Source organism: Desulfobacter latus, from assembly GCF_013389365.1.
GTDB lineage: Bacteria > Desulfobacterota > Desulfobacteria > Desulfobacterales > Desulfobacteraceae > Desulfobacter > Desulfobacter latus.
Window position 1 is genome coordinate 1 of sequence record NZ_JACADJ010000041.1, and the last position, 12641, is coordinate 12641.

The following is a 12641-nucleotide window of genomic DNA, read 5'->3' on the forward strand; positions in this document are numbered from 1 at the left end:
ATCTGACGGTTATTCCTACAATACGACGTGCTAAGGTCCGGTGCATGGCTACTAAATTATTATAAGGAGGGCGGCAATTCCTCCCCTGAGCTAAAGACTCAGGGGTTTCCTTGCCGCATTTTATGAAAGTTTTTAAATTTATTATTTCTATTATTTTTTTGTTTGTACTGTGTTCCTGCCAGATTCATACCCCATCGCCACAGGATGAAATTCATAAACCCAAGGTGCGGAATCTAAGGACGGAGACGATTGATGCCGTTGATGAACTGCTGAATAACTGTATAAACAGCTTAGATAAAACAAAACCAATTATCGTGACCAGTATTGTTTCTGTGGATGATCTTCATAGTTCATCAACTTTTGGTAGAATGTCTGCTGAAATTATTGCAAACAGATTTTCTCAGTTAGGATACCCTGTGAAAGAACTGAAGATGAACCAGCATCAGATTTACATCAAAAGGAATCAAGGGGAATTCATCCTGTCACGGGATATTCAGGATATTGCAATGAAACATGATGTCCAGGCTATAGTTGTTGGTACTTATGCGGTTAGCAAAGCTGGATATCGGGATATTCATGTATGCTTAAAGATAATTGATCCGGTTTCAAACGTCATCGGCTGCTCAAAATGCTTTATTTCTAAAACAGATGAAATAGATTGGGAATAAGTAATATCAGAATTTATGAGTGACTATATTAAGTTAAAAATTCCGGTTAACTCCTTTTGGCTGAACCGATAAACTGAATTGCAGTGATGGCATCGAAGTTCCAATGGAAAGGGGCCGTTTGCCAGGATATCGGTACGGTCTTCTTTAGGCAGGTTCTTTAGGTGGTCTGCCATTCGATCCTTTGCGCACCGGCAGTAAAATTCTACCCGGGAACTGTCGAGGAATCGCGGTGACAGATCGGCAAAACCCGTCTCAATGATGGATTCCGGTGTCTGATTTAGGGCAAAGCGGTGGCCTAACGCGTCGATTCCGTTGATCATGGTTTCGGCCTGGACAACGTTGTCCGGTTGGGCACCAGGTAGGGCCTGCAGGAATATACCGCCTGCACCGATAATATTTTCATTTTCATCAAAGGCTACGCTCAGTTTGAAGCCGGAAGGAATCTGTTCCGAGGTCAGAAAATATTCAGCCAGATCTTCGGCAATGGAGCCGTGAACCAGGGCAATCTGGCCGGTATAGGGTTGGTTTGTATCCCCACTAATATACCTGGTCACCGACAGAAAACCCGCCCCATAAAGCGTTGACAACCGCTTGATTTTTTGCGGATTTTTCACTTGAATCGGGTTGGCTTTTAAATATCCGCAGATCTCCCCAAAGGCATTGGCCTTTACATCAAGACCTTTTATGGGGCCGGAGCACTGGATATTCATTGCAATCTTATCTCGGCCTTTCAGGGGGGCGCTCATCAAGGTCGCAGCAATGTAAGCCTGGCCCAGAACCAGCGTCTCCAAAGGCCCCAGATCATGGTTTGCCTGCATCTCTTTGATCATCCGGGTGGCATGTACCACCACCCCTTTGATCTGGTCATCCGCCATTAAAAAACGGTACAGCCGTTCTTTGGCTGATGCCTGGAACCGGGCTTTTACATCATGGTTAAATATGTCTTTTTTTATCATTTGCCTGTAACCTATCTTTTACTTTATTCTCTGCACCAACGGTTTACAATACCATTTGCCGTTTTTATCCTTTTTCCTGAGAATGATATTCTGAAGCGTCAGGCTTTGGCCATTGGCGGTGGCCTGGGATTCAACGGAAAAAATATGGCTGCGGTAGGTTATTTTTTTTTCCATAGCCGCCTTTTCTTCGGATGTAAGACCGGCAGCATCCGCATACCAGCCTTTTCTGCCCAGATTGTTTGTGAAGGATTCTTCATCAGATTCATCAGATTTCTCGCTCCTGTAGGCGTCAATCGCAACGGCCAGGTCCTGTTTTCCCCATGGAAGAATGGCAGCGATTACAGGTATGGGGGCGGTGTTGATGTTTATTTTTCCAGGGTAATTATATTTTTTTATACCTTTGTCTTTTGATACGTTGTGCTGCGCACCAAAAGCCGTGAACAGCTTTTCCGGTGTCAGGTCCGGAACTTCTCCTATCATATCGGAAAAAAAATTTGCCATGTCCTGGGAAATTGCTAAAAAATCTTTGGTGATGCCCTTGACCCTGAATAGTTCGTTCAGGTCGTAGATTGGTCTGTTGGCACAGTCATAGGGGGGCGAAAGGGACTGGTAATAATCGGATTCAGCCCCTGATACACCGGTGATGAGGTCATCGTCGTTGCTGTCCAGCCAGTCTTTCAGGCAGTTGATGATTTCATCCGGATCTCGTTCGTCTTCGGATTTGTCTTTGCTGATGAAAAAGGAGAGCAGGTTTTCCCAGATAGTCCGTTGCTCCGGATTGATGACGTGGCCGGGAAATTCTTTGACCAGGGCGTTGACCTGGATTTTACCCAATTCATCGGTGATGGTCAGGGACAGAGTTTCCCGGGCGTATCCCAGGGAAGTGATAAGCGCATTTAAAAAATCGGGATCAGCCCACTTGTCCTGGACAGAGTCGATATGATTTTCCGAAGCATCCTGCTGCAGGACGGCTTTGGCGATCTCCAGGCCGGTCCGGGCAGTCTCTTCAAGAATGTATTCTGTCTTATCCTGCGCTGTGGTCATGATACGCAATCTGACCCGGCGGTTCATTTCAAATGATACCGCCAGTATAACCGCAATGATGGACAGGGTGACCAGAAGGGCCATACCTTTCTGGTTTTTCAGGGGAGGCGATAAAGACGGTAGCGTGATCATTGTTTCTGCCTTGATGTGGGAAGCAGTACGGTGGCGGCAAAAATATCCCTGTGATCGGCGGTTCCGACTTTAAGTTTGATCCGAACGGCCAGAGGCGTACTGAAGTCAACGTCGGACGCATCTGAATCCCAGCTGCTGTGGACCTCACCCTCCTGATCGATAAACTCGAGTTCAAAGGCGGTGACCCGCTCACAGACCACCGGGGCACGCCCTGTTTTGTCCTGGTCATCTTCGTTGTAAAAAATAGCCGCGATATCTTTTCTTTTCAGGACAACGCTGCCGTCGGGGATCTGCTGGGCAAAATAGGAGATAATCCCGATGCGGTCGTCATCGGCTGTGCCCATGGGCAGGTGTTCAAATGAGGCAAACCTCAGGCTGGAAAAGGAGGTGCTTCCGATGGCGGTCGATGAGGAAACAAAGCGGAACCGGTCAGGCGCCACGGACCCGTCGTTATCCGGAGGGACGTAGGCCGGTTCGTGTGTAAGGCACAGGGATTTCAGGTCTGCGGAGATCCGGCGTACGGCATTGGCCGCAGCCTCAGCGTTGTCCAAACCGTTTTTCATGGGATTTACATTGGAGACAATGGTGTTGAAGGTCAGGAACAGGGTGGACATCACCGCGGCAAATATACTGAGGGCCAGGAGCAGCTCAACCAGGGTAAACCCTTTATTTTGTATGATGACTTTCATTGAGCGATAAGTTTCAATGTTTTTGTCTTGTATGTAAATTCGCCGTTATTATAGGATACCGTACAGGTGAGTTCAACGAGTTCGGCCTGACTGTCTTTGGCGTTTTCAGATAAAAGTTCACCGGGATCCAGTGCCTGTTCCTGGATTTCAAAATTATACCCTTTGAATTCTTCAAGCGGAGATTCAATGGTAAAAGGGGTGCCTTGGGCCAGCATCCCCGCTTCCCATTCGGCAATGATTTTTTCAGCCAGAAGCGGGGCTTTGGCATAGAAATTAGACCGGATGGCCATGGCCACGGATTGAGAATACAGCTTGAGAATGCCTGTAAAGGCAATGGCGATAATGGCAACGGCCACAAGAATTTCCAGGAGGGTAAATCCCTTATTGCAGGCCTTAATCAAACCGGTATTCCCCTTGATGGACCGCTACCCGTTGAAGAAAGGGTTCAATGACCAAGGTGTATTCCCGGTTATTGTCGTTTGAAATATAAATAAGCGCATGGTCGGAATATCCTTTGGGATAAAAGCGGATGCCGGATTCGCTTTCCGTTAAGCGTGTCCCGTTGACACGGATTTCTTCTATCCTGATGCCGTCCGGTAATTGATAATCTGAAATCAGATGGTTTTCAGCCTCATTGTCCAGGTCTTCTTCTATGTTACCTTGTTCAGGCGTTTCTTTTTTTACGAGGAAGCGGTGTGCCTCCGGGTGGTAGCCCATAACAAGAACCGAACGGGAAAGTTTTGCCTCTTTTTTGAACCGCCCTGCATTGAACACCACCCAGTTGATGAAGGTTTCCGTATCATCTCTGAACATCCTGCCGCCGAAATTGGGTACGGCAAATGCGGCCATGAGGCCCAGAATGAACAGCACCACGATCAATTCCATGAGGGAAAAGGCAGCTTGATCCCGGACGCTAATCAATTTCCCAGCTTTTGATATCTTTGTTTTTGTCTTCACCGCCCGGAACCCCGTCGGCACCGTAGGAGATAATGTCAAAGTCATTGTGGGTACCCGGGCTCAGATAAATGAACTCCCGGCCCCAGGGATCTTTGGGCAGACTTTTCTGGTCCAGGTATCCCCCTTTTTTCCAGTTGCCCGTGCCTTCCTGTTCCGGGGGCTCAATCAGGGCCTTCAGCCCCTGTTCGGTAGTGGGGTAATCTCCGTTGTCCAGTTTGTAGAGTTTCAAAGCCGTTGACAAGGCTTTGATATCCACTTGCGCCTTGGTGATTTTTGCATCATCGGTTCGACCCATCAGCCGGGGCATGATCATGCCGGCAAGTATACCTAAAATCACGATGACCACCATCAGTTCGATCAGAGAAAAGCCTCTGCTGTTGTGTATTAATTTTTTGTGCATGTGAATTTCGACCTCCGCATATATGATTTGAATCCTTGCCTGATAGATCTTCAGCTTGTATCAGATATTTGAACTATTGAAAACCATTTACTATTGGGAATATAATCATGTCCTCAAAGAAGAGTGCCGCATTTTTTGTGTTCTCTTTAAGAATTTTGATTTTTTAACTATTTGAATTTATAAAAATTAGAAATTATGCCATTTTTTTATGCCATTGCCCTGAAGGACAGCGGCAACAGGCTTGCATAAAATCGGTTAAGAGTATAGAGTGAGCTTGAACGGCACTCAAACAGTCGTTCAAAAATCGTCAGCCACCCAAGCCTAAAAGGTTGTTTTTGAGAGATGAGCAGTAAATTATTAGCCATTGATATTCAAAAAACGAAAGTCTGTTCCGTTTTATTATCCCACAGCCTTAAGGGGATGCATACGCTCGAATCAATGGTGCTGCCCATTGAGGTTGACGCAGATTCAGATTATTTTTCTGGGCTTGGGCGTACGTTGGCACAAATTTCGGAAACGATACAAACCAACTATGATAAGTGCATCGTCGGTGTACCGGCTGATTGTTTTTTGTTCAGAACCCTGGAACTCCCGTTTAAAAGCAGAAAAAAAATAGAACAGATCATTGATTTTGAACTGGAAAATTTCCTTCCCCTGGCTGGTGGCGATTTTAAAACTGAATTCCGTCTTTTGCCCGCACAAACCCTGCCCGGAACCGGTGTCGATAACGGCCGGGTGAGTGCCGCAAGTATTGATCATAAGATGCTTGAGCGGTTTAATGCCGTCTTTGAGACAGGCAATATCAGCCCGGATATATTTACCGTGGGAAGCGGTTATGCTTCTGCGGTTGCCCTGGCAAAGCTGACGGCGCAGGAGGACGCGTTTGCCTATCTCCATGTTGAACAGGGACTGATTGCCTTTTATGCCCTGGGGAACGGGGAAATCTTTTTTGCCAGGGCCTGCGGAATAGATTCTGATGAGGGGCAGGACGGGATGCTGGGCTTTATTTCCGTTACCTGCCTGGCAGTGAATGAAATGCTGGATGACGGTCAAGGAATCCGGAAACTTTCTTTTTCTGATATTGAAAATGGCTATGGCGACATGACAAAAGCCATTGAGGAAAGAACCGGCATTCCGGTCGAGCTGTTCGATCCGGCCGGCGCCGATGCAGATGCGCGCATGTCTCGATTTTTTGATTCCGGAGAAAAAAAAGCCGTTCAGGATGCTGCGGCCATGGCCATGTGTGACGCCGGCGGATTTGAAATTTATAATTTTCATCGAAAGCTATCAGAGATTGTTATTTTCTTTCAGGACTACAGGTCCAGCCTGATTTTTACCTGCAGTCTGCTGGTCTGCGCCCTGATCGTATGGGGAACTGCCCCATTTATGAAAATGAACGCCGCTCAGGGGGAAATTGCAGATTTAGACAGTCGGCTCCGCCAGGAGTTTCAATCCGTCTTTCCAGATGTGGACAATATTGTGGATCCGGTCCGGCAGATGCAGGTAAAGCTTGATGAGGCTCGAAAAAAAGGTGCTGTGGCGATTATGGATGATCATGCCCTGAATATTGACCTGCTCAATGAGATCAGCCAGGCCCTGCCGGCATCACTGGATATTCTATTTACCCGGTTTGTCAGGACGGAAAGCAGCCTGATGGTGACGGGTAGTGCAGACCAGTTCAATGCGGTGGACCGGATGAAAAATTATTTTCAAAAAATTGTCATTTTTAAAGAAGTGGAAATCAACTCCGCTTCAATGGACAAAATTGAAAACCGTGTAAAGTTCAGTATGAAAATTATACTTTAACATGTCCATGGCTCTAAAGGAGATGCACATAACTTGGCTCTGCGAATGAACAAGCGGGAACAATTATCGGTCTGCGTTGCCGGCCTTTTGATCCTTGCCACAATTTTTTACCATTGGGGAATCGTTCCTTTTCTGGAAAAACGCGAGATCATGGAAAGGCAGCTTGCCCTGAAAAAGGAATCCCTGGAAACGCTCATCCAGCTCAAAGGGGAATATGCGCGTGTCCTGAATAAAAGCCGGAACCTCAAGTCTATTTATTCCGGCCGGGAAAAAGGGTTTACCCTGTTCGCCTTTTTGGAGAATCTGGCGGTCAAATCCGGTGTAGACAAGCATATTGACTATATGAAACCCTCAACATCGGTGGACAAAGATTCAAAGGTGGAATTCTCTCTGGTGAAAATGAAGCTTAAAGGCATCAACCTATCCCAGCTGACCTCTTATCTTTACCTTGTTGAAACATCAAAAAATGTTGTTTTTGTCAAACGGCTTGCCATCTCCAGGGACGGCAAAAAAACAGATACCATCAGCGCTGTACTAGATGTGGAAACGGTAAACACCTGAGAAAGGGGCATGATGAAACTCAAGATAGCCGGATATATCCTCTTTTTTGCAGGTACCCTGGTTTTTGCCCTGTATTACAGATTTCCCGGGGATCTTGCCGGAGAGGTTATTAACCGGGAACTTTCCCGGGTGGACCGACGGGGTTCCCTGGATTTCCAGGCGCTTTCGCCTGCGCTACCCTTTGGTGCGGCTGCAGAAAATATTATTTTAAACTGGCAGGGCAGCCCTGTTGTCGCGCTTGGGGATAGTCGAATTTCCCTCAACCTGGCTTCTTTAACCCGGGCGGAACGGGAGGTTCTCTTTGAACTTCATCCGTTTGGAGGACGGGTTTCAGGACATGCCGTGGTCGGGAGCGATGACAGCAAAAGCCTGCGCCTTAACGCTGTTTTTGAATCACTCAAACCTGCCGGTGTGAATCTCGGTCCGGACCTTTCAGGATGCAGGCTCAGCGGTATGTTGAACGGCAGCGCCGAGGCCCGGATTGACAAAGGACATATGGCTGAACTGAATGGCGAGTTCAACTGGGGGCGCTTGGCATTGGACTTTCCTGAACCGCTTTTCGGCATCCGGCAGTTCTCCTTTTCCAAAGGACAGATTGCTTTTCAGTCCCAAGGAGAAAATGAAATCCAGATAAAAAATTGTAACTTCAAGGGTCCTCGAATGGATGTTGAGGTCTCCGGCACATTGCGGCCGGGCCGCTCCATTGGAAAGACGGGACTTCATCTAAATACAGCTTTCGTACTCTATCCCCTGTTTTTCATGGACGCGGGCAATGCGTCGCCCAGGCAGGTCAGAAGGGGGCAAACGGACAATGTGGTATTACATCTCAAAATCCGGGGTACGCTTGAAAATCCGGCGATCACAATGGATAAGGGGGGAGGATGAACTATCTGTTTACCCTGATTAACCTGGGCCTTATTTTTTTTATTGCCGATTCAATGGCGGCGGCTTTTTATGATTATTATGCCGGAAAGCTGGTTAAACCTGCTCCCCTGAGTATTACAAAACAGAGGGCGTCGGTGGCGGATAAAAAGATTCATAGGAGCCAGTCCCACTATCGCAAGGTGACCCAGCGGGATCTTTTTAAGACCGGTAAAGCCAAAAGGCCACCGGCAAAACCGATTCCTCAAAAGAAGCCGCCCCCGGGAGCCAATGCCAAGATTACGGGTCTGAAACTTGAGCTCAAAGGAACGATCACCGGTACCGGTTCTGATCCTGCAGCCATTATAAAGGCAAAAGGGGATAGAAAGGGGAAACTCTACCAGGAGGGGGATACGGTTGACCGCGCCAGGATTAAGACTATTTTGAGGGGTAAGGTCGTGTTGCTGGTGGACGGAAAAGAAGAATTACTGGTGATGAAAGCCTCCAAAAGCAAAAGGGCAGGGCGGTCGGCTGCAGGAGGCGGTGATATTGAAGATTTAATCCAGCTGAGTGGGAATCAGGTCAATGAAATGAAATCCCAAATTGCCGACCTGCGCCGGCAGGTCAGGGTCAGGCCCCATTATTTCAAGGGAAAAATGGACGGGTTCAGGATTACCAGCATAAAAAATGACTCTGTATTTTATAAGACCCTTGGGTTGAGAAACGGAGATATTATTTCTGCGGTGGATGATCACGAGTTGAAATCAATTGCTGATGTTGCCAGAATTTATTCGATGTTCAGCAATGCTGACGGGGATGTGGCGGCCGATGTTCAGATCAAGAGATACGGAAAATCGAAAACCATACGGTATTCAATTCAATAAGGTGGGTGTTAATGATGCATAAGTATCGTAAAATGTGCAAGCATATAATGATCATATTTGCTGTTTGCGCGTTTGTTTTTGGAACGTGGCAGACGGCTTTCGGGGACCCGGCCGGCACTGAGTCGGAAAAATATGTTTCCATTGATTTCGATGAAGTTGATATCAGGGTGTTCATCAAGTTTATCAGTGAGCTGACCCAGAAAAATTTTATCATTGACAACCGGGTTAAAGGCAATGTCAGTATTATTTCGCCGGGCAAGATAACCGTTAAGGAAGCCTACCGGGTCTTTGAGTCTGTGCTGGAAGTTCATGGATTTACAGCTGTTGAATCCGGAGAAGTATCAAAAATCATCCCCATGCCGGTCGCCAGGGAAAAAAATGTTGAAACGCGGCTGAAAAACACACCCGGCGTAACTGAAGATAAAATCGTTACCCAGCTCATTCCCCTGAATTACGCTGATGTGAATTTGATCAAACAGCTTTTCACGCCCATGATTTCAAAAGGAAGCATCTTTCTGGCTTATGAGCCGACCAATACCGCTATTATTACGGATGTCTATTCAAATATAAAACGCCTGATAAAAATCATTGAAGTGATTGATGTAAAGGATGTCGGGCGGAAGATCACGGTGTTCCCGGTTCAGTTTGCCAATGCAGAAAAACTGGTAAAAACCCTTTCCTCTCTTTTCAAGGCCCAGGTTCAACGGGGAAAGAAGATGACAATTGATCAACAGAGCCAGTTCGTGGCCGACGAACGGACCAACTCAATTATTCTTCTGGCCAATGACTTTGATACGGAAAAGGTTCTGGAATTGTTAAAAATCATGGATCAGGAGGTGCCCAAAAGCGATGCCAAGATCCGGGTCATTTATCTTGAAAATGCAAAAGCCGAAGACCTGGCTACAGTGCTTCAGGCCTTTTCCGGTACTGTCAACAAAAAAGAAGAGGGCAAAAAAATTGCGCCGGTGGTTTCAGACAAGGTCAAAATCACCCATGATGCAGCCACCAACAGCCTGATCATCATGGCGGACAAGGACGATTACCAGGTTTTGGAGGGTATTGTAAAAAAATTGGATATCCCCCGCCCCATGGTCTATATAGAAGCACTTATCATGGAGGTCCGGGATACGGATGACTTTGCCTTGGGCGTGGAGTGGAATTTTGGAACGTCTGCCGGGGAAATTGACACAAATGAATCCGTTGCATTCGGCGGGTTCAATGCAACAGGTAACGGGATCAATAGTTTACCGTCGGTTACAGACGGAAGCGCTGCGTTGGCCGGTGGATTTTCAGTCGGGATTATGAGTGAAGCCATCACCATCGGGGGAATTACCTTCCAAAGTCTTGGCGCGGCGATTAAAGCGGTGAAGACCAATGAAAAGGTTCGTATCATTTCAACACCCCAGATTCTAACGACGGACAATGAAGAAGCGGAGATCAGTGTTGGGGAAAATGTTCCCTACCTGACATCCAACAGTTCCGGCGATTCCACATACAATAACTATGAGTACAAAGATGTGGGTGTCAATCTTAAAATCACGCCCCAGATCAGCCAGGGACGGTTTGTCCGGCTGAATATTTATCAGAAAACGGAAAAGCTTTCCACATCATCCACAGCAGATGTCGCCAATACACCAACGACGCTTAAACGAACAGCTGAGACCACGGTGGTGGTCAAGGATGCCGCCACTGTTGTTATTGGCGGTCTGATTGGCGAAGATTTAAGTTCAGTTGATCAGCAAACGCCTTGTCTTGGCGGTATTCCGGTATTAGGGAATCTGTTTAAATCCAAGAGTAAGAGCGGTATCCAAACCAATCTCTATATTTTTTTAACCCCCAGGATTATCCAGAATCCGGCTGAAGCGCAAAAAGTCTATCAGGAAAAAAAGGAGAGTATCGAAGATCTGACTGAAACACAGATCCCGATGTATAGAGGCGCAGATGAACCTGCCGCGAAAGGCAGTGCTGAATAATGGAGGCAAAGGGAATTTCAGCCCTGCTGAAGGTGCGATTCGGGCTGTCTGAAGAACAGCTGGCAGACGCTGAAAAATCAAAAGCCAAGCATGGGGGGGCGTTAAAAGACGCCCTGCTCCGAAAAAAATTCATTTCTGAAAAAGATCTGCTCAAAGCCCAGGAAGAACTCTCAGGCATCCCGTTTAATGCAGAATTGGCTCTTTCCGGGGCCGACCTGGAATTTACCAATGAGATTCCCATCCATTTTTTAAAAAAATATGCCATTGTTCCCGTCATAAAGGAAAATAAAGCGGGAAACGGTCCGGAAGAAACCCTTATTGCCCTTAATGACCTGGACAGCCTCCAGGCGGTGGATGACTTGCGTGCCATCCTGGAAATAAAGAAATACCGGATGGTGCTGTCAACAAGGAAAGAAATTCTTTCCGCCATTAATAATTTTTATGATAAAAAAAGTGACAGTGCCCAGAAAATCGTTGATGATATGGAAGACGACACCAGTATCCTCAGCCAGATTAAACAAACATCGGACCTTCTGGACGACACCAGTGATGCGCCGATCATCAAGCTTGTCAACCATATTATCTCCCAATCGGTAAAGGCCAAGGCCAGTGACATCCATATTGAACCCGGAACGGATAATTTAAAGGTCCGTTACCGGATCGACGGGATATTATATGATCTCCTGGAGCCGCCCAAATGGATACAATCCTCCTTGATCACCCGGATTAAAGTCATGGCCGACATGGATATTGCCGAAAAAAGGCTTCCCCAGGACAGCCGCATTGAGGTCCGCATCGGTAACAAGGATATTGATATCCGTATCTCCACCATCCCCACAGCCCTTGGGGAGCGGACCGTGCTTCGTCTCCTGGATAAATCCAGTTCTTTGCTGAAACTGTCGGAATTCGGCATTGCCCATGAAAGCCTTGCCCTTATTCGCCGGCTTTCCGCCCTGCCCAACGGTATTGTACTCATGACCGGCCCCACGGGCAGCGGTAAGACCACCTCCCTGTACGCCATGCTTTCTGAGATCAACAAGCCGGATATCAACATCATTACCGTGGAGGACCCGGTTGAATATAAATTGAAAGGCATCAGTCAGATCCAGGTGAATTCAAAAATCGGCCTGACCTTTGCCAAGAGCCTGAGATCCATTGTCCGGCAGGACCCGGATGTCATTCTTATCGGTGAAATCCGTGATCAGGAGACCGCTTCCATTGCGGTTCAGTCCGCTTTGACGGGACATCTGGTACTTTCCACCCTTCATACCAATGATTCCGCCAGCGCCATTACGCGCTTGGTGGACATCGGCATCGAACCATTCCTGATATCCTCGGCGGTCAGGGCTGTCATTGCCCAGCGCTTGATCCGGGTATTGTGCCCGGCGTGCAAGGAAGCCTATATCCCCGATGCCTCTGCGCTGAAAACATTAGGGCTTTCCCCTGAAGATTTTGAAGGAAAATCGGTTTTTCGGGCCGTGGGCTGCAGCAAATGTTTTAATACCGGGTATAAGGGGCGAATGCCCATATTTGAAATTCTGGTACTCAATCAGGTACACAAGACCTTGATCCTCACCACTTCAGACTCGGGTAAAATCAGGCAGGCCGCTGTGGCAGAGGGCATGAGCACCCTGCTTCAAGACGGCATTGATAAGATTTTTGCCGGGATGACCACCATAGAAGAGGTGTTGCGTGTTACCCAGGGTTAAG

Annotated in this window: 13 protein-coding genes; 7 read left to right on the forward strand and 6 right to left on the reverse strand. The window is 47.4% G+C overall.

What is annotated here, in order from left to right:
- Window positions 1-110: 110 nt before the first annotated feature.
- Window positions 111-668 carry a FlgO family outer membrane protein gene (locus HXW94_RS11720; RefSeq protein WP_178367088.1) on the forward strand — a complete coding sequence of 186 codons (558 nt, stop codon included), beginning with the start codon at window positions 111-113 and terminating at the stop codon, window positions 666-668.
- A gap of 23 nt (window positions 669-691) precedes the next feature.
- Here HXW94_RS11720 and HXW94_RS11725 read toward each other — a convergent pair whose 3' ends face one another.
- Genes HXW94_RS11725 through gspG form a run of 6 tightly spaced genes read right to left on the reverse strand, consistent with a single transcriptional unit; the run spans window position 692 to window position 4846 of the window.
- Window positions 692-1624 (reverse strand): Hsp33 family molecular chaperone HslO, encoded by a 933-nt coding sequence (locus HXW94_RS11725; RefSeq protein WP_178367089.1) that lies wholly within the window; start codon window positions 1622-1624, stop codon window positions 692-694.
- Between the two features lie 18 nt (window positions 1625-1642).
- Window positions 1643-2800, reverse strand: coding sequence for a type II secretion system minor pseudopilin (locus HXW94_RS11730; RefSeq protein ID WP_178367090.1), 1158 nt, complete (start codon window positions 2798-2800; stop codon window positions 1643-1645).
- A complete protein-coding gene (locus tag HXW94_RS11735) occupies window positions 2797-3489 on the reverse strand; it encodes a PulJ/GspJ family protein (RefSeq protein ID WP_178367091.1) in 693 nt (230 codons plus the stop codon). The genes HXW94_RS11730 and HXW94_RS11735 overlap by 4 nt, the downstream gene beginning before the upstream one ends.
- Window positions 3486-3890, reverse strand: a complete 405-nt coding sequence (locus HXW94_RS11740; RefSeq protein WP_178367092.1) for a type IV pilus modification PilV family protein — start codon at window positions 3888-3890, stop codon at window positions 3486-3488. The genes HXW94_RS11735 and HXW94_RS11740 overlap by 4 nt, the downstream gene beginning before the upstream one ends.
- Window positions 3883-4410, reverse strand: a complete 528-nt coding sequence (locus tag HXW94_RS11745; protein ID WP_218576690.1) for a prepilin-type N-terminal cleavage/methylation domain-containing protein — start codon at window positions 4408-4410, stop codon at window positions 3883-3885. Before HXW94_RS11745 ends, HXW94_RS11740 begins: the two co-directional genes overlap by 8 nt.
- Window positions 4403-4846: a type II secretion system major pseudopilin GspG gene (gene gspG, locus HXW94_RS11750; protein ID WP_178367094.1), complete on the reverse strand. Its 444-nt coding sequence runs from the start codon at window positions 4844-4846 to the stop codon at window positions 4403-4405. Before gspG ends, HXW94_RS11745 begins: the two co-directional genes overlap by 8 nt.
- A gap of 342 nt (window positions 4847-5188) precedes the next feature.
- On the opposite strand from gspG, the gene HXW94_RS11755 reads away from it, so the two are divergent.
- Genes HXW94_RS11755 through gspE form a run of 6 tightly spaced genes read left to right on the forward strand, consistent with a single transcriptional unit; the run spans window position 5189 to window position 12640 of the window.
- Window positions 5189-6652: a type II secretion system protein L gene (locus HXW94_RS11755; protein ID WP_178367095.1), complete on the forward strand. Its 1464-nt coding sequence runs from the start codon at window positions 5189-5191 to the stop codon at window positions 6650-6652.
- 33 nt (window positions 6653-6685) lie between these two features.
- The gene (locus tag HXW94_RS11760) at window positions 6686-7213 is read left to right on the forward strand and encodes a hypothetical protein (RefSeq protein WP_178367096.1); all 528 of its coding nucleotides are present in this window, start codon (window positions 6686-6688) and stop codon (window positions 7211-7213) included.
- A 9-nt stretch (window positions 7214-7222) separates the two neighbouring features.
- A complete protein-coding gene (gspN, locus tag HXW94_RS11765) occupies window positions 7223-8098 on the forward strand; it encodes a type II secretion system protein GspN (RefSeq protein WP_178367097.1) in 876 nt (291 codons plus the stop codon).
- Window positions 8095-8958 carry a type II secretion system protein N gene (locus HXW94_RS11770; RefSeq protein ID WP_178367098.1) on the forward strand — a complete coding sequence of 288 codons (864 nt, stop codon included), beginning with the start codon at window positions 8095-8097 and terminating at the stop codon, window positions 8956-8958. The genes gspN and HXW94_RS11770 overlap by 4 nt, the downstream gene beginning before the upstream one ends.
- Window positions 8959-8969: 11 nt before the next feature.
- Window positions 8970-10931 carry a type II secretion system secretin GspD gene (gene gspD / locus HXW94_RS11775; RefSeq protein ID WP_178367099.1) on the forward strand — a complete coding sequence of 654 codons (1962 nt, stop codon included), beginning with the start codon at window positions 8970-8972 and terminating at the stop codon, window positions 10929-10931.
- Window positions 10931-12640 carry a type II secretion system ATPase GspE gene (gene gspE, locus HXW94_RS11780; protein ID WP_178367100.1) on the forward strand — a complete coding sequence of 570 codons (1710 nt, stop codon included), beginning with the start codon at window positions 10931-10933 and terminating at the stop codon, window positions 12638-12640. The genes gspD and gspE overlap by 1 nt, the downstream gene beginning before the upstream one ends.
- The last annotated feature ends 1 nt before the right edge of the window (window position 12641 follow it).

Coding starts and splice junctions, on each gene's coding strand:
- HXW94_RS11725 (WP_178367089.1), bottom strand. CDS start 1,624: ATGATAAAAAAAGACATATTTAACCATGATGTAAAAGCCCGGTTCCAG.
- gspD (WP_178367099.1), top strand. CDS start 8,970: ATGATGCATAAGTATCGTAAAATGTGCAAGCATATAATGATCATATTT.
- gspE (WP_178367100.1), top strand. CDS start 10,931: ATGGAGGCAAAGGGAATTTCAGCCCTGCTGAAGGTGCGATTCGGGCTG.
- gspG (WP_178367094.1), bottom strand. CDS start 4,846: ATGCACAAAAAATTAATACACAACAGCAGAGGCTTTTCTCTGATCGAA.
- HXW94_RS11755 (WP_178367095.1), top strand. CDS start 5,189: ATGAGCAGTAAATTATTAGCCATTGATATTCAAAAAACGAAAGTCTGT.
- HXW94_RS11730 (WP_178367090.1), bottom strand. CDS start 2,800: ATGATCACGCTACCGTCTTTATCGCCTCCCCTGAAAAACCAGAAAGGT.
- HXW94_RS11770 (WP_178367098.1), top strand. CDS start 8,095: ATGAACTATCTGTTTACCCTGATTAACCTGGGCCTTATTTTTTTTATT.
- gspN (WP_178367097.1), top strand. CDS start 7,223: ATGATGAAACTCAAGATAGCCGGATATATCCTCTTTTTTGCAGGTACC.
- HXW94_RS11735 (WP_178367091.1), bottom strand. CDS start 3,489: ATGAAAGTCATCATACAAAATAAAGGGTTTACCCTGGTTGAGCTGCTC.